Source organism: Leptospira sarikeiensis, assembly GCF_004769615.1.
Taxonomy (GTDB): Bacteria; Spirochaetota; Leptospiria; order Leptospirales; family Leptospiraceae; genus Leptospira_B; species Leptospira_B sarikeiensis.
In genome coordinates this window covers 196,013-218,977 of record NZ_RQGF01000035.1, presented here as the reverse complement: position 1 = coordinate 218,977, position 22,965 = coordinate 196,013, and the positions used below count along the sequence as shown (strand labels likewise).

General features: G+C 41.1%; 21 protein-coding genes. 17 read left to right on the top strand and 4 right to left on the bottom strand.

Annotated elements, in window-relative coordinates; genetic code table 11:
- The 16 genes from EHQ64_RS17795 to EHQ64_RS17720 all read left to right on the top strand — a co-directional run bounded on the left by EHQ64_RS17795 (window position 1) and on the right by EHQ64_RS17720 (window position 16,694).
- A complete protein-coding gene (locus EHQ64_RS17795) occupies window positions 1-516 on the top strand; it encodes a low molecular weight protein-tyrosine-phosphatase (RefSeq protein WP_135651142.1) in 516 nt (171 codons plus the stop codon).
- Complete coding sequence (locus tag EHQ64_RS17790) at window positions 509-1,792, top strand: NAD(P)/FAD-dependent oxidoreductase (RefSeq protein WP_135651141.1); 1,284 nt, start codon at window positions 509-511, stop codon at window positions 1,790-1,792. The genes EHQ64_RS17795 and EHQ64_RS17790 overlap by 8 nt, the downstream gene beginning before the upstream one ends.
- A gap of 48 nt (window positions 1,793-1,840) precedes the next feature.
- Window positions 1,841-2,653: an SDR family NAD(P)-dependent oxidoreductase gene (locus EHQ64_RS17785; RefSeq protein WP_135651140.1), complete on the top strand. Its 813-nt coding sequence runs from the start codon at window positions 1,841-1,843 to the stop codon at window positions 2,651-2,653.
- Window positions 2,654-2,667: 14 nt separating this feature from the next.
- Window positions 2,668-3,087 (top strand): SRPBCC family protein, encoded by a 420-nt coding sequence (locus tag EHQ64_RS17780; protein WP_135651139.1) that lies wholly within the window; start codon window positions 2,668-2,670, stop codon window positions 3,085-3,087.
- 154 nt (window positions 3,088-3,241) lie between these two features.
- Window positions 3,242-3,607, top strand: a complete 366-nt coding sequence (locus EHQ64_RS17775) for a PLU-1-like domain protein (protein WP_135651138.1) — start codon at window positions 3,242-3,244, stop codon at window positions 3,605-3,607.
- Window positions 3,608-3,652: 45 nt separating this feature from the next.
- Window positions 3,653-4,741 carry a DUF1574 domain-containing protein gene (locus EHQ64_RS17770; protein WP_135651137.1) on the top strand — a complete coding sequence of 363 codons (1,089 nt, stop codon included), beginning with the start codon at window positions 3,653-3,655 and terminating at the stop codon, window positions 4,739-4,741.
- 512 nt (window positions 4,742-5,253) lie between these two features.
- Window positions 5,254-6,540: an LIC20035 family adhesin gene (locus EHQ64_RS17765; protein WP_135651136.1), complete on the top strand. Its 1,287-nt coding sequence runs from the start codon at window positions 5,254-5,256 to the stop codon at window positions 6,538-6,540.
- Between the two features lie 144 nt (window positions 6,541-6,684).
- Entirely contained in the window at window positions 6,685-7,290 is a 606-nt protein-coding gene (locus EHQ64_RS17760; protein ID WP_425460445.1) for an LIC20036 family protein, read from the top strand.
- Window positions 7,291-7,301: 11 nt separating this feature from the next.
- Complete coding sequence (locus EHQ64_RS17755; protein ID WP_135651134.1) at window positions 7,302-8,312, top strand: AAA family ATPase; 1,011 nt, start codon at window positions 7,302-7,304, stop codon at window positions 8,310-8,312.
- A 15-nt stretch (window positions 8,313-8,327) separates the two neighbouring features.
- Complete coding sequence (locus EHQ64_RS17750; protein WP_135651133.1) at window positions 8,328-9,152, top strand: DUF58 domain-containing protein; 825 nt, start codon at window positions 8,328-8,330, stop codon at window positions 9,150-9,152.
- Window positions 9,149-10,051 (top strand): LB_053 family protein, encoded by a 903-nt coding sequence (locus EHQ64_RS17745; RefSeq protein WP_135651132.1) that lies wholly within the window; start codon window positions 9,149-9,151, stop codon window positions 10,049-10,051. The genes EHQ64_RS17750 and EHQ64_RS17745 overlap by 4 nt, the downstream gene beginning before the upstream one ends.
- Entirely contained in the window at window positions 10,048-10,992 is a 945-nt protein-coding gene (gene batA / locus EHQ64_RS17740) for a VWA domain-containing protein BatA (RefSeq protein ID WP_135651131.1), read from the top strand. Before EHQ64_RS17745 ends, batA begins: the two co-directional genes overlap by 4 nt.
- Window positions 10,989-12,695: a VWA domain-containing protein BatB gene (batB, locus tag EHQ64_RS17735; RefSeq protein ID WP_135651130.1), complete on the top strand. Its 1,707-nt coding sequence runs from the start codon at window positions 10,989-10,991 to the stop codon at window positions 12,693-12,695. The genes batA and batB overlap by 4 nt, the downstream gene beginning before the upstream one ends.
- Entirely contained in the window at window positions 12,692-14,290 is a 1,599-nt protein-coding gene (locus tag EHQ64_RS17730; protein ID WP_135651129.1) for a BatD family protein, read from the top strand. The genes batB and EHQ64_RS17730 overlap by 4 nt, the downstream gene beginning before the upstream one ends.
- Window positions 14,287-16,116, top strand: coding sequence for a molecular chaperone HtpG (htpG, locus tag EHQ64_RS17725; protein WP_135651128.1), 1,830 nt, complete (start codon window positions 14,287-14,289; stop codon window positions 16,114-16,116). Before EHQ64_RS17730 ends, htpG begins: the two co-directional genes overlap by 4 nt.
- Before the next feature lie 56 nt (window positions 16,117-16,172).
- On the top strand, window positions 16,173-16,694 hold the full coding sequence (locus tag EHQ64_RS17720; protein WP_135651127.1) for a hypothetical protein: 522 nt from the start codon (window positions 16,173-16,175) through the stop codon (window positions 16,692-16,694).
- Here the strand turns inward: EHQ64_RS17720 and EHQ64_RS17715 are convergent.
- Window positions 16,675-17,169 (bottom strand): hypothetical protein, encoded by a 495-nt coding sequence (locus tag EHQ64_RS17715; protein WP_135651126.1) that lies wholly within the window; start codon window positions 17,167-17,169, stop codon window positions 16,675-16,677. The two genes, EHQ64_RS17720 and EHQ64_RS17715, sit on opposite strands and share 20 nt — an antisense overlap.
- A gap of 112 nt (window positions 17,170-17,281) precedes the next feature.
- Here EHQ64_RS17715 and EHQ64_RS17710 point away from each other — a divergent pair, with 112 nt between their 5' ends.
- Window positions 17,282-18,949 carry a PhoX family protein gene (locus EHQ64_RS17710; protein ID WP_135651125.1) on the top strand — a complete coding sequence of 556 codons (1,668 nt, stop codon included), beginning with the start codon at window positions 17,282-17,284 and terminating at the stop codon, window positions 18,947-18,949.
- 150 nt (window positions 18,950-19,099) lie between these two features.
- Here the strand turns inward: EHQ64_RS17710 and EHQ64_RS17705 are convergent, their stop codons facing one another.
- From EHQ64_RS17705 to EHQ64_RS17695, 3 genes are read right to left on the bottom strand one after another with little or no spacing between them, the layout of a single operon-like run.
- Window positions 19,100-19,447, bottom strand: coding sequence for an STAS domain-containing protein (locus tag EHQ64_RS17705; RefSeq protein WP_135651124.1), 348 nt, complete (start codon window positions 19,445-19,447; stop codon window positions 19,100-19,102).
- Window positions 19,440-20,342 carry a diacylglycerol kinase catalytic domain-containing protein gene (locus EHQ64_RS17700; RefSeq protein ID WP_135651123.1) on the bottom strand — a complete coding sequence of 301 codons (903 nt, stop codon included), beginning with the start codon at window positions 20,340-20,342 and terminating at the stop codon, window positions 19,440-19,442. The genes EHQ64_RS17705 and EHQ64_RS17700 overlap by 8 nt, the downstream gene beginning before the upstream one ends.
- 47 nt (window positions 20,343-20,389) lie before the next feature.
- The gene (locus EHQ64_RS17695; RefSeq protein ID WP_135651122.1) at window positions 20,390-22,771 is read right to left on the bottom strand and encodes a SpoIIE family protein phosphatase; all 2,382 of its coding nucleotides are present in this window, start codon (window positions 22,769-22,771) and stop codon (window positions 20,390-20,392) included.
- Window positions 22,772-22,965: the final 194 nt, after the last annotated feature.

The following is a 22,965-nucleotide window of genomic DNA, read 5'->3' as shown; positions in this document are numbered from 1 at the left end:
ATGGCAGGAACTCCTTCTTCATCGAATATCTGTAAGGTATTATTCGTATGCCTAGGAAATATCTGCAGGTCTCCTGCTGCAGAGGGGGCCTTCGTAGATCTATTGGAAAAGAGAGGCCTTTCTTCTTCCTTCGAAGTGGATTCTTGCGGCACCTCTCGTTATCATATCGGAGAATTGGCTGACCCTAGGACCAGGCAAACCGCTCGCAAAAAGGGAATAGAACTTACCCATAAGGCGAGACAATTTAAAAGATCAGATTTTGAATATTACGATTTTATTCTGGCGATGGACAGATCCAATCATAAGGATCTGGGGGCTCTCGCTTCGAATGAAGAAGAGAGAAAAAAGATCCATTTGTTCAGGAAGTTCCAAAAGGGACAAGGAAAGGATACGGAAGTTCCGGATCCATATTATGGAACTTTAAAGGACTTCGAAGAGGTCCATCAGATCGTTTCGGAAGCTTCGGAAGGATTTCTGGAGTTTGTTTTGACTAAAAACGGAGCAAAGAATGCCTAAGGGTGAAAAAAAGAAAGTAGTTGTTATCGGAGTAGGTTTCGGCGGATTACAAGCCATCAAAAAACTTTCCAAAGACGAAAATTTGGAAATCGTAGCGATAGATAAGAAGAATCACCATTTATTCCAACCTTTATTATACCAAGTGGCCACCGCAGTATTAAGCCCTGCGGATATAGCGATCCCGACCAGATCACTGATCGGAGATAAGAAGAATGTAACAGTGTATCTGGGTGAGGTCGAAAAAGTAGATATCCAGGCCAAAAAAGTCTATTTCCAGGGACATGCAGAAAATTACGATTATCTAATATTGGCTGCAGGCGCCAAATCCGGATATTTCGGGAATGATCATTGGAAAAAATATTCTACAGGTTTGAAGTCCTTAAAAGACGCACTTTCTATCAGAACAAAAATTCTAACTTCTTTCGAACACGCTGAGCTTGCGGGAGATCCGGAAGTCGCTAAAAAACATTTGAATTATGTGATCATCGGAGGAGGTCCTACAGGCGTGGAGCTTGCAGGTTCCATCGCGGAATTATCCCATGAGATCGTAAGAAATGAATTCCATACGATCGACCCTGCCTTGGCTAAAATCACTTTGATAGAGGCTTCTCCAAGACTACTTGCAGCGTTTGCTCCTAAGTTAAGCGAGTTCGCAAAAAAACGTCTGGAGAAAAGGGGAGTGGAAGTTCTAACTGGAACTAAAGTTCTAGACATCGACGAGAATGGCGTCAAGATAGAAGGAAGAATGATCCCTTCTTCTAATGTAATTTGGGCTGCGGGTGTGCAGGCAAATTCTATCGGTGCTTCTTTGGGAGTTCCGATCGATAGAATGGGAAGAGTTGTAGTAGACGAATACTGTAATGTGGAATCTCATCCTGAAGTTTTTGTGATCGGTGATATCGCTAGCTATTCAAAAGGTTTAGAAAGACCTTTACCTGGAGTCTCTCCGGTCGCTATGCAACAAGGAAGATATGTTGCTTCTCTTATTCGTGGAGATTTGAAATCTAAAAAAAGAAAACCTTTCCACTATATGGATAAGGGAAGTATGGCGACCATCGGAAGACAGGACGCTGTCGCTCAAGTTGGCAATTTTAAAATGAAAGGTTTTCTAGGATGGATCGCTTGGTTATTCGTACATATTTTTTACCAAGTGGGTTTCAAAAATAAGATCTCTATTTTTATTACTTGGGTTTGGGCTTATATGGCTTTCCGTGCGGAAGCAAGATTGATCCAGGACGAAGTGGAAGCTCCTACAAATTCGAATGTTCCGAATTGACCTCGAAAATTCCTTGAATGGGTCGTACGAATTTAAAGAATAAGCTCGATGAATAAGGATCTTTGGACAGGCAAAACGATTGTGATTACCGGAGCAAGCTCAGGGATAGGGGAAGCTCTTTTGGAAACTCTGTCCTGGATCCCTTGTAAGCTGATCAATCTTTCTCGTTCCGAGCCGGAATTGGTGCGCAAAATTTCCAAGAAGAAGGAAAAACGTCCTGCTGAAATTTTCCATATCCAAGCGGATCTTTCTTCTGAAAAAGAGATCGATAAGGCCGTTTCTAAATTGGCAAAGCTTGTAGATGGTGTGGATGTTCTATTCAATAACGCGGGAATTACCGCTCATTCTAGATTCGATCAGAGCCAGATAGAAGCGTTTAGAAAAGCATTCGATGTGAATTTTTTCGGACCTGTTTTTTTAACGATGAGACTTCTTCCTTATATAAAAAAGAATAAGGGAGCAGTCATGGTCACTTCTACAGTAAGTGGCTTGTATGGGATCCCTGCAAGAAGCGCTTATTCTTCTTCCAAGTCTGCGTTGCATGCCGTCATGGAATCTGCAAGGATAGAACTTTCGGAAGAAGGTTTACGTTTTATTATTTTCTGTCCTCCGTATACCAAAACGAATTTAAGAGCGAATGGTATAGACGGGGACGGAGAAAAACTGGGTGAATCCCATTATTCGGGAAAGAGTAAAACTCCTGAAGAAGTCGCAAATAGAATGATAAAATCGATTGAAGATCCGAACTCAAGACTTGTAGTCATGGATAAGAGCGGACTTTTTTTAAAATGGATGAGAAATATTTCTCCTGCATTCTTGGAAAAAATATTATTTAAAAAACTTTATAAGGACTTTCATTAAAGGACTTAAGAATTATGGAAACTAGAAGCATTATTAAAGAATTTAGATATGAGTTTCCCTTGGAAAAAGTATGGAGCGCAGTTACTGTCAACGAAGAACTGATCCATTGGTTGGCGGATAAGGTAACAGGTCGTCCGAAACTAGGCGGGACTTTTTCTTGGACTTGGAATTTAGGTCCGGAAGGCGAACTTACTTCTACAGGGATCTATAAGAAGATCGTTCCTTTTCAAGAATTGATCTTAGAGTGGCAAGATCATCCTGCAGGTGATATCGAATTGAAACTAGAGTTTGAAAAAGACGGAGAAGATACGATCTTAAAGCTCACTAACTCCGGATACCCGCTGGGAGAAAAATTCGACCATTGGATAGAAGCTGCATCCGAAGGTTGGGATGAAGAAAGTATGCATCTTCTCCAGTACTTAAGGAAGAACTAAGAGCCTTCTTTCGCAAGTCTTTGATTCTATTTTGAGATTGAACTCTCGAGTCCCTAAAAAATGATGACATTAGAGCCCCTATTATAGGGTGTTCGCGGTCCCTTCTCCGGAAAGGGAGAAATGGATAGCGAGCTGCTTTTTAAGGCGGTATACAGTGGACTTTCCAGAACTAGACCCTTACTTTCAAAGTCTTACGGATATCACGGATACGGTTGCGATCTTAAATTCTCCGTATGATTCCGAATTCGATTCAGATATCAATAAGATGGAAAACTTCTTACATGATATTCAAACCAAAGATTGGCTTAACACAGATAAAGAGTATTTCAATTTATTCACCAGCCATTTCTCTTTTCATATTAAGATCGTAGAAGAGATCGTTCGTGAAGCTAGAGAGATCTTAGATCCAGAGCGTCGCATGCACGTAAAACGTTTAGTCGGATATTGCAAAACAACCGAAGAGTGGTTGGCAGATCTTCAAAAGCGTCGTAGAGCTACCGAAACTCTAGCTACCGCTTGATATAATCTATTGACATCCCCGGTAATGCCGGGGAGTCTTGAGTTCGTGTCCGAGAACGAACCTAAACCTGACGAAAAAATTAATTTTTTCACCCATCCTTTTCTTTTTTATCCAGTTATTCTTTTCTTATCCATTTTCGCCTTGGACAAAATTTTCTTTTTGGATAAGGTTCGCGACTACGTTAAAGTAGAATTAACTTATATCTATTATGATGTAAAACAGGATCTTCTAAAGGAGATGATCTCTAAGTTCGGTAACGGAGCTCAGAAAAAGTCCGATAAAAAATTAGTACTTCTTATGGGTTCCTCCCGTATGTTGTATTTTAAGAACGAAGAGATCCTGGATTTTTATCCTGACTGGGAAGTGTATAATCTATCTTCTGCAGTAACTACTCCTGCGTATTACCTGTATTTTTTAGAAAGGTTATTCGAAGCTGGAGTAAAACCCGATTTTCTGGTCTTGGAAGCGGATCCTTTTCAATTCAACGCGAACAGCACCACATTCAAAAAATCGAATTTAGCAAATAGTTTCGATCTTAGGTTCGTGTTGACCCATGCCTGGAATTTAGGTAAGGAGAATGTGAATTATTATCTCGCGAATTTCTTTTTCGGAGTTAGTAAGAATAAACCTTATTTAACCAATGTATATTCCCATCTTACCAATAAAAAATTCGCACAAGCGGACTTGATCAAACAACTCACTGTGGATTCTTTACATAGAGACAAGGGAAATGCGATCTCTCCTGCAGGCGGGTTTATGGAGAAAGATTACGGAAGATTGGAAGCTAGTTCCAACCGTACCATAGGCTGGATCTATCCCAAATATTCTCCTTCCGAAATGCAGTTTTCTTTTTACGAGGATATTCTGGAAAGAGTGAAGAAGGAAGGAGTTCCTACACTTGTAGTCCGTCCTGAGGTTTCCCTTCCTTTGGAAGAGTTATTAAAAGAATTGAATATTCCCGCTCCATGGTGGGAAAGAATTCGTCCGATCAATGAAAAGTTCGGGATCCCGATCATCGATATGGCAGAAGCTTCCGATTACGCATGTAATACTTTTGCAGATAGCGGTCATATGGCAGTGGACTGTTACAGACCTTTTTTACGTTTTCTTAGGATGAGATATCCGGGAGAATAATCTCCTTCCTTCATTAATGTTTCGCACAGAGATCACAGAGCACACTGAGATAGTATAAGTCTTGAGTTGCGCTGTAGGAATTCCAACACTACAATTCCCCGTGGCCTCTGTGTTCTCCGTGCGACCCAAAATTGTAAAAACTTATATTTGCACGCGAAGCCGCGAAGTTTAGAAGAGATTTTTAAGATTTCGATACCTATCATCTTATCTTTGCGCCTTTGCGTGAGAGAAAGTGTTTCGAAAAACTGTGAAACATAGGAATACTAAAGCGACAGCGATCGTAGTGGAAATCCGGCGATGCACTATCGTTACGGTAGTCCTTCCTTCCATTGAAAGAATATGATGGTGCTTCGCTGATTGGAGCGTAGAGCGCGGTTATCGCGAAGCGAGAAGTCGCCCTTTTGTTCTATTTTTTATCCAACTTATGGGAAACGCTTATTGGGAAAGGAGGTTGACGAGAGGAATTATCTGCCTTAATTTTGCTTCGTTAGATTTCCCCAAAAGGCGAACCCATGAAAAAAATTATTAATCTATCGGTTTCAATTTCTCTTTTGATAGGATGTTCCGCTTCGAACGTCGTAGAGAATAAAGGTAAAGCTGCCGAGTTCCAAATTTTAGATCCGAATATCAGAGTCGAAAAGTTCAAAGAAACTTTTAATTTAAAAGCGGAAGGTCCGGTCAATTTGGATTGTTCCGGCAAACCTTGTACTCCGGATCAAATCAGTGCACTCACTCCAGATCAGATCAAAAAATTCAAAAGAAACGGTTCTTGGAAAGAATATGTGGAGAAAGAAGATCTCCAAAAGAATAAACTCTCCGTTCTGACTCGTGTCGGAGATTACAAGGACGACAAAAGAGAAGGTATCTGGAAAACTTTATATGAAACTGGGGAAACTCTAAGAGAATCTCCTTATGTTGCGGGTGTGAAAGAAGGAGAAGAGAAAAAACTCGCGAAAGACGGGACTCAACTCGAAAGCACTTTTTATAAAGCTGATAAGAAAAACGGACCATACTGGTCTAAAACCGACAAGGGTGTTTTAAGTGAAGAAGGTTCTTATATAGACGATAAGAAAACTGGTACCTGGAAAGATTATTATAATGAAGACGGTGCTAAAAAGTCCATCACCGATTATAAAGACGGAAAGAAGGTCGGAAAAGAAACCAATTATCATAAGGACGGGACTACCGTTTCTTCCGAAGGAAGTTATTCTGACGATCTAAAGACCGGTTATTGGAAGAACTATTATGATAACGGGACCCCTCAATCCGAAGGAAATTATGCTCCTAAGGGCACCGGAACCGATAAAAAATCACTCAGGATCGGAGCTTGGAAAGAATATTATAAAAATGGAAAGTTATTCGCAGAAGGTCAAAGAGATCATACCCGTAAAGGTGATTGGACTTTCTATTGGAGCAACGGAAATCCTGCATACAAAGGTAGCATGATGAACGAAATGATGATGAGCTCCGCAGAAGTATACGATAAGGACGGAACCATTCTCGGAAAAGGAAAACTTCTTTTCGATCTTTTACTCATGGACGAGAAAACTGACGAGTTAAAGGCGAAGTATAAGCCTGATTTCCCTTTTGCGTATTATAAAAACGGCAAAAAGTCTTTTGAGATCGCTGCAAATGGGACCGCGGTCGAATTTGATGATTCCGGAGCCAAGATCGGTCAAGGGCCGATTATGCCTGGAACCAATCAAAAAAACGATTGTTGGACTACACCTCAGGGTAAAAAATATTACGTGAACGGTAAAGAAAACGCCAAAATGGGAGAGCTGCAAGGCTGTAAGTAAATCTCTTAATCGAAAGTTCGGTAAAGGCTCGGCTATACCGGGCCGGAACTTTCCTTTAAAAACTTTTCTAGATCCGTAACATTCTTCCAAACTATGCCGATAGGCCGGCTATAGTTTAAAAAGGAAATCCTAAACTTGGAAAAGATACTCACCAATAACGATTTCAAAAAAATCGGTCTCGGGATCCTGGTCGCAGCTCCCATATTCTTCTTACTCGGCTATTTTATGAAAGGGTGCGGGTCCGTAAATCGCCAGGCAAAAGTCACTTATAGCGGATCTTTTACGGAAGGAACTCTTGTATCCTTAGATTCGAAAAACGTAATATTAAGAGATCCTGATTTTTCCCTTCCTCTCGAGACGGTCGAGAAGATCGAATTTTTAGAAGACGCACAAAGTTTAAGCCCGAACCAGGTGCCTTTGAGTGACACCGAAAAGCCGTTTGTAGGAACTTATAAACTGCAGGTTGGAGTTCATAAGGGGATCCTAAGTATATTTCCTCGCAAAACCGGCGGGATTGGCGCGACCCTTCGGTTTACGAATTGGGGAAAAGGTTCGAACGAGATCCTTCTCGGAGTCAAGGTCACTGGAAAAACGATCAAATTCGTAAGATCTTGCTCAGGCGCAAGATGTTCAGAGATAGGAAGTAATGTTCCTTTTAACCAAACATATACCGGTGATCTGGACGGCAAAAAAATCTCAGGCGTTTACCAAGGAACAAATAGTTCCGGCCGCTGGATCGCAGAACGTTAAAAAGGAATACTATGGAATCCACTTCTCACGATCGTGAAAATGTTCCGTTATCCGAATCGGATATTCATTTTGCAAAGGACACTTTAGATAGGATCCGTCAGGAACTTACCGGAGAAATAACAGGCCAAGAATCGGTAGTTAAGAATCTTTTAATATCCTTAGCCTGTCAGGGCCATGTTCTTTTAGAGGGTATGCCCGGGCTTGCAAAAACCTTACTCGCAAAATCCCTTTCTTCTGCTTTGGATCTGGATTTTAAAAGAGTTCAATTCACTCCGGATCTTCTTCCTGCAGATTTGATCGGAACGGTGGTATTTAATCCTAAAAACGGAGAATTCACCACTCGTAAGGGTCCTATTTTTACAGGAGTACTTCTTGCGGATGAGATCAACCGTGCACCTGCAAAAGTACAGTCTGCTCTTTTAGAATGTATGGAAGAGAGAACGGTAACGATCGGAGAAAATACTTTTCCCTTGGAAAGACCTTTTCTTGTTTTAGCGACCGAGAACCCGATCGATCAGGATGGGACTTATCCTCTACCGGAAGCTCAGATGGACCGTTTTTTCATGAAAGTCCTCGTAGATTATCCTGACATGGACGAAGAGCTTGCGATCCTCGAGCAACATGGCAGGCTTGCCGCAGGCCCGAAACGTATTAAGAAAACTGCAACTGCTAAGGATGTTCTGAAAATTTCTTCTTTAGTGGACCGGGTCCATGTGGAGCCTAAATTAAAAAGTTATATAGTACGTTTGGTAAGAAATACAAGGCCTGAAGAAAAAACAGTCCCTGATCTTCTTCCTTACGTGAAACACGGGGCTTCTCCTCGCGCAAGTTTAAGTCTTCTTAAAGCATCCAAAGCAAAGGCTCTTTGGGAAGGACGAGACTATGTTGCTCCCGAGGATGTAAAAGCGGTATTGCCGGAGATCCTACGTCATAGGATCTTACTCACGTTCGAGGCGATTTCAGAAGACGTAGGAATAGAATCCGTGGTTCGGATCGTTTCAGACGCAACTCAGGTGCTCTGATCGTAAATTAGATCTATGTTCCGAAAAGAATATCAAAACCTGATCCAACTTTTGGATTTTAAGGAGAGAGGATTTTCTCTTCGAAGTAGGCAAGGTACTGCTGCAAGTTCCAGAAAGGGAAGGGGAGTTGACTTTAAGGATGTTCGTCCTTACGCTATCGGGGATGATACTAGGCTGATCGATTGGAATGTCACTTCCAGATTCGGTGAATTACATGTAAGGGAATTCTACGAAGAAAAAGAAAGGCTCGGAGTTTTCTTTTTGGATGTATCCGAATCCATGGATTGGAGTAGTTCAGAATGGACTAAAGCGGAGAATGCTTTCCAAGTTTTAGCTCTATTAGTTTTACTTTATGTACGAAAAGGGAATCTGGCTAAGATCCTACTCTATTCGGATCGTTTAGAATGGGAGACAGGATATATAAAGAATACGGGAGAAGCCCTTTCTGCATTGGAGAAGGTACGTAAATTTCCCCATAGAAAATTGAAAACGGATCCGAAACTTCCATTTACACTTCTAAAAAATCGGATCAGAAGATACACTGATTCTTATATACTTTCCGATTTTCATGAATTACCTTCTTTAAAAAGACTCACAGGTCTTAGAAAATTTCATACATTACATGCGATCCGTTTCAAGGATCATTTGGAAGAGAATGCACCCAAAGGATTCTTTCAATTTTTCCTCTTAAAAGATCCGGAAACCGGGTCATATCCTTCTCCTGCCGGTACAAATATACGTAAGAATTTGGAATTTCTGTTTAAGTCCAGATGTTTGGAACTGGAAGGGAAGGAGAGCGATCCGAATAAATTGCTTCAGTATTGGAGAACCATGTCATGAGGGCGGCAATTATCCGCCTGAGACGGTCCAATCGTATTAGATTTTTATTTTATACCATCTGCATTTATTCTTATCTGTTTATTACTCCTGTTTTCGGTTGGGAAGAAAAATGGGAACCTAAAGAAGTAGGGATAGGAGAGAAGGCAGAATATATTTTAGAATTCCAAGACGGGGAAATCTCCTCCCCTGAAATTCCTTTGAAAGGTATGTATCCGGATCCGGATGCTCCGGATCTTCCGCTATTCGAAATAATTTCTGCGGAAACTTCGGGAAATAAGATCAAACTTTCTGTGACCTATTATAATTCCGGGAAGTTCTCTTTGCCTGTTTCTTGGAAGGACAAAGACGATAAATCAGTCTATTCGGAGGCAGTTCTTTCGGTTCGTACTTCTTTGGAAGAAAAAGATAAAACTCCTGAGGAAATACTTCCTCCTTTAGAATTTTCAGGTCAGTACGGTTGGAAATTAACCGCGATCCTCGCTGCGCTGGCAGCTTTGGCATTCGGTATTTTTTATGCCTGGTATCTGGATCATACAAGATCCAAAATCCCGATCGATGCATTGGTAGAAGCGGATCCTTGGGTCCAAAAGATCCTGATCTATGAAAGTAAATTGGACGAGCTTATCAATTCTCCTCCTGTATTTGCCAGATCCTTTTATCGGATATTGTCCGGTTATATCCGTGAGAATATGTCTAAAAAGATGAATGCGCCTTTTGCACATTTGACTGAAGCGGAATTATTCCAACGTATATATGATTCTTTCGGTTTGGAAGAAGAGGAAGTCCGTAATTGGGAAAATACATTTCGTAAAGCTCAGTATTCTGGAGAAGAGGTTGAAATTTCTTCGGGAGAAGCCTTAAGAGCATGGGATTTTTGGAAAGAGGCCTTGTCTAAATGACGGAATGGGAATCTCCATATTATCTTTTTATAATTATTCCGGTTTGGATCTGGACGTTTTATTCTTATTGGAAGAATGAGCCAGCGTTAGGTATAGAGCTGCGTATCCCCGGTTCAGTTAAACTCGGAAAATTTTCTTTTAAAAGTTTCGTTTCTTATTTAGTTCCTTTGATCCGACCGATCGTTTTGACTTTGTTTATTATCGCAGTGGCGGGCCCCGGAAAAAAATATAGATTTCTTCCGGACGAGACCAAAGGAGTGGATATCATTCTTGCGTTGGACGTTTCCGGCTCCATGTCTAAGAGTAGGGATTTTTTACCCGAAACTAGATTAGGGGTTTCTAAAAAACTTTTGAAGGAGTTTATTAGAAAAAGGGAAAATGATCGGTTGGGCCTTGTGGTATTTGCAGGGGGAGCATATCTTCAATCTCCTTTAACAAGCGATCGAGACGTATTAGAGGAAATTTTAGGCCAGGCGGAAGAAGAGACCGTTCCGGAGCAGGGGACCGCGATCGGCGATGCGTTAATTTTGTCCTGTTACAGACTTCGTAAATCTCCTGCGAAATCCAAGGTGATCGTTTTGATCACCGATGGTGCTTCTAACACAGGTAGAATAGACCCGGTTACTGCGACCGAGATCGCAAAAGGTGTCGGGGTTAAAATATATTCTATCGGAATAGGAAAAGAAGACCAATCCTATGAAGTGAATTTCGAAATTTTAGATATACTTTCCAAACGAACAGGAGGAGTATTCTATAGGGCAGAGGATATAGCGGAATTGAGAGAGGTCTTAGCTTCGATTGATTCCTTGGAAAAAGATCTTTTGATCCTTCCTCCGGAAGAAGTGAGAGAATCCGAATCTTTGATCTTTCTCACATACGCACTTGCTCTACTCGGGTTGGACCTCCTACTTAGGTCCTGGGTGTTTCGGTACTATTTATGAGCGAAGTCTTTTTAGAATCGTTTTGGATCGCCCTAGGTTTGATATTTTTCGCCTATTCTTTGTTTAAGCTAGTATTCTATTTTTATTGGAATCGTTGGAAGAAACAATATCCGGGACTTCCAAGGGAATCCAAAGTCCCACCTTTTTATTTGGCAACTCTTAGGATCGTTTTACTCGCTTCGGTTCTGACTCTATCCTATTTCTCTTACCAACAGACTGAAGGAGAGAAGTCTAAGGAAGAGGAAGTATCTAAGGGAGTGGATTTTTTATTCCTAGTGGATGTAAGTCTTTCTATGCAGGCGGTGGATACAAATCCTTCCAGAATTTCTAGAGTGAAAGAAACGATCTTAAGACTTCTTCCGGAGTTGAACGGAAATAGATTCGGTATGGTCGTGTTTGCCGCTTCCCCTTTCGTATATTGTCCTATGACTTCTGATACAAGGGCATTCTCCGAATATGTTAGAGGCCTGGATGTAGATATAGTAGGAGATAGAGGGACTGATCTGAAATCAGCATTCAAAAAAGCGGAAGAAGTTTTAAATTCCAACCAAGTCTTGAGGAATCGGATATTAGTACTGATCTCTGACGGAGAAGATATGGATTCTCCGGCGATCAAAAAGTTCCCCGCGGAAGTCTGGGTCTGGTCTGTTGGAACTCCTACAGGAGGACCGATCGGATATTCTGAAGACGGATCCAGAGTATACGGATTTTTAACGAAGGACGGATCCTTGGCTCCTTACGAAAATTCTCCGGGTGTGATCATTTCAAGAGCTAATCCTATTTTTTTGAACGAACTCGCCTCTGCAAACGGCGGTAGATTCTTATCCTTGGATTCTGAAAGCCCAGATATCGCGGATGTAAGATCCTGGATGAGTTCGATGGAAAAAAATACGGGAAGTAGGATCCGTAATTTAAGAAAGGCAGAGTCAGCTAGAAAATTTTTAATTCCAGCACTTCTTATTTTATTATTCGATTTTTTCATTTTGGAATTTTTGGGAAAATATCTGATCAGAGCCTCCAAAAAATTAGCGCCCGCCTTATTGATCTTACTTTCTTTATGGGGAAGAGAGACTTTTTCTTTTGAATTGGATCCTGGGGGAAATAGGATCAAAGAAGGTAGGAATTCCTACGACCAAGGAGATTATAAAAGTTCTTTAGAAAAGTATAAAGAAGCGGATCCCTATTTTCCGGAAGACCCTCGTTTAGAATTCAATCGCGGGGATGCAGAATACAAGTCAGGCAATATAGAGAAGGCAATCCGACATTTTGAAAAGGCGACGGATTCTAAAAATCAGGAATTGAGAGCACAATCCCATTTTAATTTAGGAAATTCTTATCTAAAGTTAGGGGATCGTAAAAAAGCAGCAGAACATTATTTAAGATCTCTCAAAGAAAATCCGGATCTCGAAGCAGCAAAAAAGAATTTAGAATGGCTCCGTAAATTACCTCCTCCGGAAGGAAATCAAGGTAGCGAGAGTCAAGAAGGCTCCGAAGAAAAAGGATCCAAATCCCCAGACCAGAAGCAAGGTTCTAAAGGAAAAAATAAGACGGATAAGCAGTCTAAATCAGGCTCCGAAAAAGAGAATAAAAATAAAAACAAATCCAAGGCAGAAGACGAACTGGATCGTATTATGGAGTCAATGGACCTGGATTCCGTAAAAAGAAGAAGTCCGGGCTCCAGGAATAAAGAGGTGTTTTGGTGAAACGTTTCCTCTTTCTTTTTTTGGCCATTTCTATCTCGATTTCCGCTCAAGGTTCTAAATTTTATCTTAGCCAAGCAAGAGCAGATCTAGGAGATGCAGTTTTTATAATATTAGAAACGGAGGGTGGTGCCCAGGTCCGTTTACTTGAAAAAGAATTTAACGGACAAGGGATCAAGGCCGTCTATTGGGGTACGGAAGAAAATACTACTATAGTAAACTTCAAAGTATTTCGTAAAAAACTGATCAAATATAGGCTCACTACTTCTGCGCCTGGCCGTTATTCCGTTCCGGAAATCGAAGTAGAAGTAGACGGGCAAAAAATAGGATCAGGAATGATGGCCTTGGAAATTTCTCCTAGAAATTCCGCTGCAAATAAGTCTTCCGGATTTTTTTCCAATCGATACTTTTTCTCTGAAGAAACGGAAGGTCCTGAAGACGGGGATCTAAAAGTGATCTTTAGGACAACTAAGGATCAAGTTTGGGTGGGGGAGCCTATTCTTGGATTTTTTACATTATATTATAGAAACGCGCTTCGCCCTTATATCGATCGGGATTTTTCCAGTTCGATAGAATTTCCTTATTTTAGAAGCGAGGCACTTTCCGGGATTAATCTACTTATTCCGGACCAGGCTATTTATGAAGGTTTAGAATTCGAAACGGCGGTATATAGTAAGGAAACTTTTATATTAACTCCGTTGAAGAACGGGGAATATTCTTTAGGATCTACCGTATTTCATTTGGAAGGAAGACAACAATCCTTCTTTCATATGAGAAGTATTAAAACGATTCCAAGTAAAATTTCAGTCAGAGAATTACCTTCCCCGTCTCCGAAAGAATTTAGAGGGGCGATCGGGAATTTTAAGATGGTCCTGGAAGATTATTCCCAAAATGTCAATTTGGGAGAGCCTTTCCAATTCCGTCTGACTATTTCCGGGAACGGCAATCTTGCTTCCATTAAAGATCCATTATTAACGTCTTGTGATCCAGGCTCTTGTTATCCTGAGGTGACTTTCTTACAACTTAAACAGCAAAGGGATTTCAGGGAATTGAGTCCGGGCGAATTCGGTTTTTATCTGAATTATTCTTATTATTATTCGGTCTTTCCTAAAAAAGAAGGGGAATGGAAACCGGATGATCTCAGATTTTCTTTCTTCAATCCTAAATCGGGCAAATACGAATCTATTTCTCTTAAATTCCCAGTTTTAAATGTAGGACCTCCTAAACCGAAACAGGAAACTGCTATAAACGGATCCGAAAAAAGTTTAGGAACATCTATATTTTTGATCGGTTTCCTTTCTTGTCTTTTAGCGGGTGGGGTCGGATATTTAATCCTTCTTTTGAACAAGAGCCGTGGAAGAGCAGGATTATTGAAACGACTTGACCTATGGATAGGTTCTAAAAGAGGTTTTGTTTTGAAACATTCCGTAATGGCCAAAGGTTTACCTGAGGAAGAAGCCTCTCTTCTCGCCGGTTGGAAGTCCGACACGATTTCTTTGTATGAGTCCTATAAAAGATTGGACCCGCCTTCCAAAGAAACTCTGCTCAGGATCGCTGGTTGGTTATCGGATAAATTGAAAGAGGATGAAATCATATGAGCGAAGAAGTTAAGGGAAGGATTTCCGTAGAAACGGAGAATATTTTCCCAATTATCAAAAAATGGTTATATTCTGAAAAAGATATATTTTTGAGAGAGTTGGTATCCAACGCTTGTGACGCGATCTCTAAACTAAAAAAGATCTCCTTGAACGAAGAGTTCGAAGGGGGAACCGATTACAGGATCGATCTCGATTTCGATCAAGAGTCCAGGATCTTAACGATCCAAGATAATGGGATCGGGATGACAGACGAGGAAGTGAATCGTTATATTAATCAGATCGCATTTTCGGGTGCCGAAGAATTCGTAAAAAAATACCAGTCGGAAGGGGATAAACCCGAGATTATAGGGCATTTCGGATTAGGGTTCTATTCTAGCTTTATGGTTTCTTCTAAGGTAAAAATAGAGACCAAGTCCTATAAAAAAGGATCCGCTCCAGTAATTTGGGAAAGCGAATCCGGAACAGAATTCACCTTAAGATCCGGAGATAGATCGGATCGAGGTACTAAGATCAGTCTATATTTGGACGGAGACTCCGGAGAATATCTGGATAGTTGGAAACTGAAGGAGTTGGTCCGTAAATACTGCGACTTTTTGCCTGTTCCTATCTATGTAAAAGAAGAAAAGGCTAATAAGCAGACTCCCTTATGGAGTGAACAACCTTCTTCGGTTAAGAAAGAACAATACGACGAATTTTATCAGTATCTATTTCCGTTCGCTGGAGATCCTCTTTTTCATGTTCATTTGAACGTAGACTATCCCTTCCGTTTACAAGGGATCTTATACTTCCCTAAGCTCAAACACGAGTTAGATGCAAATCGAATGGGGATCAAACTCTATTGTAATCATGTTTTCGTTTCCGATGAAGCGAAGGAATTGGTACCACAATTTCTAACCGTTTTACAGGGGACCCTGGACATTCCTGATCTTCCTTTAAACGTATCCAGGTCCTATCTTCAAAACGATCCTTTAGTCAAAAAGATCTCTTCTCATATCGTTAAAAAAGTTTCCGACAAACTCCAGGAAGAATGGAAGAAAGATCCGGAAGAGTTCCGTAAGAATTGGGAAGAGATCTCTCTCTTCGTAAAATACGGAATGATGACGGATGAGAAATTCTACGAATCCGCCAATGATCTGATCTTTTTCAGATCATCTAACGGAGATTTGGTGACCTTGCAAGAATACGTGGATAAAAATAAGGAGAAGAACTCCGGCAAAGTCTATTATGCCGGGGAAGCCGAGCTTTCTTCCGTATATATGGATCTTCTTAAATCCCAGGGACTTGAAGCTCTGCTTGTGGATTCTAGGATAGATAATCATTTCCTGCAGTTTTTAGAGGGCAAAAACCCTGACTGGAAGTTCCAACGTGTGGATTCTGAACTCGCGGATCAGGTCTTAGATAAGGAAGCGGGGCCGGATTTAGCGGATTCTGAAAATAAAACTACTGAAGACAGACTAAAGGAGATCTTTACCAAGGCAGTCTCGAAAGAAGGGGTGGAGATCAAAACGGAAAGTTTGAAGTCTGAAGAAGTACCTTCTGTAATCCTTTTACCGGAACATTTGAGGCGTTTGGCGGAGATGGGCCAGATGTACGGTCAAAAGCCTGCCGATTTTCTAAAAAATCATACTCTGCTTGTGAATCGTAAATCTAAGCTCGTGAAAAACATCCTACAATTGTCTAAAGGGGTACATCCGGAGAAGGCCGAAAAATTAGCCCGTTCAGTGTACGACCTTGCTCTACTCGGCGCCAAGCTGATCGGAGAAGACGAGTTAAGCGATCTGATCCGACGTCAAAGAGATCTGTTGGAAGATCTTTCCTCAGGCTAATTTCGAAAAAAAAGGGGGGAAATCGGAGATCGTACCGATATCTTTATTGGTACGGTATGCGAACGCCGATTTTCCCGATTCTGATCACATCCATTTTATTGCTCGCAGGAGATCTATATTCTCAGGAAGCAGCTAAGGGGAAACCTGTCGAAACCGAGGGCGAGGTCCATAGCGACCTGAAGTCCTTGGATAAGGAATATTACGAATATTATTTCAAAACTCTCCCAAACACCGATATCATAGAAAAAGAGAAGTTAGAATATAACCTGATCCGTTCTTTAAAATTCGAATTGAGAAAGGTTGAACCGGAAAAGATGAATCCGGAAGAATTAAAAAAAGTAAATTCGAGATCAGTGCGCTACGAAAGGGTATTCGAGGACTCTATTTGGATGCGTGGTATTCGTAAACAAATGGGTCATTTACGTTTTAAAGATTATATGTATGTGATCGTTTATGATAAGTATTACTGTTTTATCTCTTACGAAATGAATCCGTCCAGATATATCCAAACTCCATTCCAAGTACAATTGATCTTTAAGAGAGATAATAATTACAATTCTACTCTGCCTCAGCCTTAAACGTTCTGAAGTAAAGACTGACGACTACAAGTCCTATAGAGAACAGGATCCCGAAAAGGAAAAATTCCTGCATAAAATTGAAACCGGGGGGAGGGGCGGTGTTGCCTACGATCCTTCCTAAAACTTTCGTTTTTCCGAAACTACTCCAGACAAAAGTGCGGACCTGCACTGTGTCCCCGACTCTCATTCTACGATTTGTAAGCTGGTCCACTTCTTCAGTGACTTCATGTTTTTTGCCAAGTTCGTCCGGAACTAGATAAGTGTACACATTTACTGTACTGCCTAGTTTGTGTAGTTTTGTGTTCTCTACCAAAACCCCGAATTCTTTGTTTCCTGGAAGGGATAAATTCTTGTATATCGATTCTAAACTTTTATTTTCCCAATACACCGCGCCTGAAAGGGGAAGAAAAAACGCAAGAGAGACCCATCCCATGATGAAAAGAATTTTGTAGAATGGGGTAGAGTTCGGTTTCATTCGAATCAGTTCGTATCATCTTTCCGGATAGAGAATATTACAACCAAGTTTCCTTTTCTTGTAGGAAGAAAAAACGAATGGTCCGAAGAATCAGGGAGGATATTCTTAGGATATGAAGATATCTAGGTCGGACTTTTTAAAATATATGGGAAAGGGAATGATTGCCCTGACTGCGGTCCGGAATTTAGATCTGTTCTCCGAGCCTGTAAAGATCCAGGTACCAAAAACTAAATCATCTTCCTCGAATAGGAAAGAACAAAACTCTTTTAAAATTCCCGGCAATAATTTCAAACCTGTAAAGCCGACTACAGAAGACGATCTGATCTTACCACATGGATTTCATTATGATCTGATCGCAGTCTACGGGGATCGTATCAATCCTAAGGGAGATACATTCGGTTACGCAGCGGATTTTAATTGTTTCTTCCAATTCCCAAATGATCCGAACCGCGCTCTTCTTTGGACCAATCACGAATATTTAAACGAATTAGAATATTATGTTACTGGATACGATTATAATGCAAAAGGTCCGAATACAAGAACTCCTGAACAGATAGAGATGTATCTGTATTCTTTAGGAGGTTCCGTTATTGGATTACGTAAGAAGAATGGGATCTGGGCCTTGGACCCGAATTCCGAACATGGAAGAAGGATCCATGGAAGGACCGAATTTGAATTAAAAGGGCCGGTTTCCGGATCGGAAGCGATTTCCGGAAAAACAAAAGTGTTCGGTACTTTTGCGAATTGTTCCGGAGGAAAAACCTTATGGGATACGGTGCTTTCTTGCGAAGAAAACTTCGAGATGGTGGTCCAGGATTGTAAGTTAGAAGATCTTCGAGAATACGGTTGGATCATAGAAATAGATCCTTTTGATCCTTCTTCCGTTCCGATCAAACATTCCGCTCTCGGAAGATTCTCTCATGAGAACGCAGCATTAACGATCTCTTCTTCCGGAAAACTTGTGGTATATATGGGAGACGATTCGAAAGACCAATGCGTGTACAAATTCGTGTCGGAACAGAATTACGATCCTAAAAAGGGAAAAAAGAATTCTGAACTTTTAGATTTTGGAATATTATATGTGGGTAATTTTGAAAAGGGTGTTTGGGTTCCTCTGGACCTGGAAACAAATCCTGCATTAAAAAATGCTAAGGATAAAGAAGGGAACCCCCTCTTCAAAACCCAAGCAGATGTACTTATTAGATGTAGAGAAGCCGCAAAAACCGTGGGTGGAACTCCTATGGATCGGCCGGAGGATTTGGAAGTACATCCTTTAGATAAGTCTATATATGTTTCTTTTACGAATAACGACTCACATGGAAATTTTTACGGACAGATTGTAAGGATCAAAGAAGAAAATTCCGATGCGGAATCCGTTCGTTTCGAGTTTGAAGTTTTTGTTGCAGGGGGAGGGAAGAGTGGATTTTCTTCTCCGGATAATCTTGCATTCGATTCTTCCGGAAATCTTTGGATGGTTACCGATATGACTACTAAATTACTCGGTAAATCCATCTTCAAAAAATTCGGAAACAACGGGTTGTTCTTTATTCCTACAAGTGGAGAAGATGCGGGTAAAGCATTCCAATTTGCATCTGCACCTATTGGGGCAGAATTGACCGGTCCTTGGTTTACTCCTGATGAAGAGTTTTTATTCGTTTCTGTGCAACATCCCGGAGAAGATACTAAAGATTATGATCTTCCTACAAGTCGTTGGCCTGGGATCAAGAAAGGAGATATGCCTAGGCCTGGAGTGGTTGCGATCAGGAAGGAAAAAATATAAGTCTTCTTCTCCGCGAAGGATCGTAGCGGAAATCCGGCAATGCACCATGAGTGCTACGAAAAAAGCCAATATTGAAGATGATTTGAATGGTGCTTTGCTGATTGTAGCGTAGAGCCTGGCCCGAAGGGCGCGGCAATATATTAGAAGAATTTAATTCTTAAGACAGGCCGCGATCGCGTCTTCTTCTTTTTCGAAGTGGGCAAACGGTTTCCATAGCCCGAGCAGATTGAATATTTGGATTACTTTCTCTCCAGCTTCTGTAAGAAGAAGTTTTTTGCCTTCGCTAGTAAGTCTGTTTTTCAGTTCGAAGATGGCACGAATGCCTGAGCTGGAAACGTATTTCAGATCGGATAAATTCAGGACAGTATTGGAAGCATGGGACACATCCAACACTTTTTCTTTAAATAGGGGAAAGGTAGATTCGTCTAGGCGACCTGAAATCAAATATACTTTGATCTCGCTGCCGGCTTCCTGTTCTAGAATTTTTAAACTATCCATGTTTTTTCACTACCACCCGCAATCTTTCCGGAGAAACGGAGAAATCCGCTTTGGCTCCGGGAGGAAAATCGTATATGCGTTCCGCAAGGGAATCGATGGAAATCCCTCCACGCATCTCCGAAATTAGACGGAATGAGTCGCGAACTGTGAAATGATCCAACTTGTATTTGAAACTTTCCTTTTTACGCAACTCTCTACAGTACACTTTGAAATATGGCTCCTGCTTGTCAAAGCTTACGTCTTTATTTTCGCAAGACATAACCCAACCTGTAGAACCCGCTCCGGTATACACCAGAAGGCCCGAACATTTCTGTTCTTCGGCATCTTTGCCATGAGAGATCAAAAACCTACTCGTTAGGTCCGGGCTATTATTCCGAATAGAGATCTCACTGATACCTTGAAAGGTCTCGAGCGCTTGGCCATCCGGATATTCGATCCGAACGTTGATCCTAGGCCATTCTTCTATAGAAGTATTTTCCCAATTTTTAGAAACTGCTTCTTTTATATCCGCTGTGTGAAAGGAGAGAAGAGCTCCTACAGACGTGCTTGGATCTGAATTACAGCCGAGTACTAGATTTTCCAAAGCATGGTGGGCAACATAGGTGAAATGATTGTCTCCGCCGAGAGCGATCACCAAATCATATTCAGAAATATCTATATTCTCCAGGTCTTCTCTGAAGATGAATCTTCCATGTGGGAAGATTAGTTTTAAATCTTCCCTACTTTGGAGTTGTCTTTGATGGGATTCGTAAACTCTAGTAAAAGAATCGTTTTGGATACTTGCTATCCGTTTGAGTTCATCCAGAGAGCCGTAACTCTCTAGATCCAACTCGTACTTCGTTCTTTTGATAACTACAAGTACAGACTCGATCTTTTTTCGCTTTTCTGCCGACATGGATTACCAATTTGGACAGAACTAGGGCTCTTAGAAAACGAAAAAAATCAGACTAAAGCAGGCTCAGACGAATTATTTGTCTTCGGATTTGAGCTCGCTAAGATCATTTTTAGGACGGACATGGTCGAACGGAACTTCATCCGATTGCCGGTCAATCTATACAATGCAACTAAATGTTTTAGATTTCGAATATTCTCAGGTTCTCTGGATCTGAGTTTTTCGGCATATTCTAACGACTTCCAATAATCTTTCGTTTTTCTGAGACAATAAGATAGGTAGAAGATGTACTCGTTATCGAACGGGATCTTGGAGAGATACGCTTCCGAATGTTTTGCGCCTTCTTCGAATTCTTTAGCGTTGATACATATCCTGGCCATCTGTTTATGGAGTGCCGGATCAGTATCGTCGATCGCAAGTGCCTGTGTGAATACTTCTTTGGTTTTTTCGTAATTTCCTTTCTTGTATTCTTTGATCCCGATCTGTAGGAGCTTATTGTATTCTTCCGGGATCGTTTTGGATCTTGAATTAGAAGTTTCCGCTTCTTTATAACCTATACTTAAAAGGCTTAAATCGTCAGAAATTTCTCCTGCAGCTACGATCAATCTTTCTAGATCTTCCAGATTTCCGACGGAGAGTTCTACAAATCTTAAGAATAGGAACTCGTCCTCATTCATCACTGGTTCGGAATGATTCGGATCGTATAATAGAATATCGTCTCTTCCGTCAGAGCCTAAGAAGATCCTGTCTCCAGCTTCCAGTTTATCCACCCTTACTAAAGGTTCTGTGGTATTTTCGGAAAATCCTAATTTGCGGATCGGGAAATCCGAATCTAAGAAGCTAGCTTTTGCATCCCTATACAATACCATATTCGGATGTTCTGCATTAATAGAATATAATGCTCCAGTTTCCTCGTCTAAAAGACAAAGTAATGCGGATACAAGCATTGTGCCGTCGAAGGTTACGAATACGTTCTGCAATTCAGTATAACAATCTTTCAGCCATTTTTCCGGAGTTTTTTTCTGGTTGGTCCTGGAGAGTTGTGTTCTACTTACGATCGCCTTGAATACCGTTCCCATTACCAAGGCTCCACCTGCTCCTTGGATGGATTTTCCCATCGCGTCAGAGTTCATGATGCTCAGATATTTTTTCCCGTATAAGGTGATCTCACTAATAGAGACCAGATCTCCTCCGATATCAGCTTCTCTCTTGCGGAATACGAATGTTTTCTTTTGTTTTAAGATGCCTCGTATCTTAGTATTGGCACTTTCATATTTAGTGGTCGCGAGAGGGCGGAGTAGTAGGGAAGTGAGATAATAATCCCCATCCTGTTTTTCTTTAAGAGCTCTTAGATCATCCAAGGTTTCCTGAAGCTCTTTTGTCTTTTCTTCTACCTTCTTTTCTAGGAACATTTGGTGGTCTAACAAGTCCTTCTTCATTTGGATGAAGACTTCCGCCATTTCACCTAATTCGTCGGAACGATCTACATCCACGATCTTGGATTCATCTTCGCTCGGATTCTGCATCGCGAAGTTCAATGCTTTGACTGCGTCTATAATATCTCTGGAAAACCTATAGGAAGCGAATAAGATCCCGCCGAATACAGCAAGTGCGATGAGCCCGCAATACAACCAAAGGTTTCGAGTAGATTCATACAGATCCGTCTCATCGATCATGAGAAGAAAATCTAATTTCAGATTGCTTAAGCCCTGGTTTTCGTATGGGACCTGTGTAAGATAAAAATGTCTGCCTTCGAATGTGAATCTAGAGATCCCGGCCATATCTTCCGGTTTTCTATTTCCCAAATATTTGGAGATCGTTGGATCCGAAAAGGAGATCAATTTTCCTTTTTCATAGATCGCCAAATGAACATCTTCGGAACCCGTGATGGTTTGGATAAATTTATCATCCACTACCTGACCCACCATCATGATCCCTCCGTTTTTCAGAGGGGCTGTGACCCTAAGCCCTAAACCGCTATGTCCGATCTCTAAGGTAGAAGCGATCCTTCCTTGCAAAGCTTCCTGTACGATCTTTTGCCCTGACTTATCGTCTCCATAATCTGCCGGCCTATGAAATCTGAAGAACACATGCCCCGTTCTATCATGGATCTCAAAAATAGAGAGACCGTATTGGGTCATGATCCCCTTGATATATTCCAAATTACCTTGGAGGATCCCTCTGTTACCGAGGCCGTTCTCCAGGATAGAAAGTGTTTTTTGGTTTCTTTCGATCTCTTTCAGAAGAAGTCGGATTACCTCTTCCTTATGTTTGAGTTCCTTCCGGAACTCCAGAGAGCGGTCTAATGCTCTCTTGTCCTGCGGTTCGTTTTTCACCTGGTCAATCATTTGAATGAAGGTGATCGCTAAGATAAGTACTAGAAGAAGCTGGCTTGCTCCTAAGATGAGAAATATTTTTTGTCTGAAACTCATAGTTCGTTTCCGGAAATTTAGATCCCCCGAAGGGTCGGGGCAGGCACTTTGTGTTTTTAGCCTATTCTTTTCCTAGAAAAAGAGATCTAAAACATACAATTAGAAGATCCCATTCGTACTAAGGTTTCGTGAAATTCAGGTTACAAAAATATTCCGCCTAATTGATAGAAGGCGCAGAGTTTAGGAAAGCTTTG